At 48.5% G+C, this 293-nt stretch carries 1 pseudogene; it reads left to right on the top strand.

Annotated features, from left to right (window positions below):
* Positions 1 to 239, top strand: a pseudogene (locus ACMV8I_RS21425) (permease); the annotation flags it as partial.
* Positions 240 to 293: the final 54 nt, after the last annotated feature.

The raw sequence follows: 293 nt of genomic DNA, 5'->3' as shown, positions 1-293 counted from the left end.
TGCTGATGCTGAGCAACGTCACCAAACTGGATTTCGATGACTTTGTTGATGCGATGTCTGGCCTGCTGTGTGCCGTATTTATTGTGCTGACCTGCACTATTGTGACCGGTATTATGCTGGGCTTTAGTGCGCTGGTTATCGGCCGCATCTTCTCCGGCGAATGGCGTAAGCTGAACGTTGGCACCGTGATCATCGCTGTGGCATTAGTGGCGTTCTACGCAGGTGGATGGGCTATTTAAGATTTTTTTGGCGAAAAAATGTAACGCTTTTTAGAATCAAAACCTTGGGTTGCC

The sequence above is a fragment of the Ewingella sp. S1.OA.A_B6 genome, assembly GCF_049889095.1.
In the GTDB taxonomy this organism is placed as follows: Bacteria; Pseudomonadota; Gammaproteobacteria; order Enterobacterales; family Enterobacteriaceae; genus Ewingella.
The sequence above is the reverse complement of the archived record's forward strand: the minus strand, read 5'-3'. Positions and strand labels throughout refer to the sequence as shown.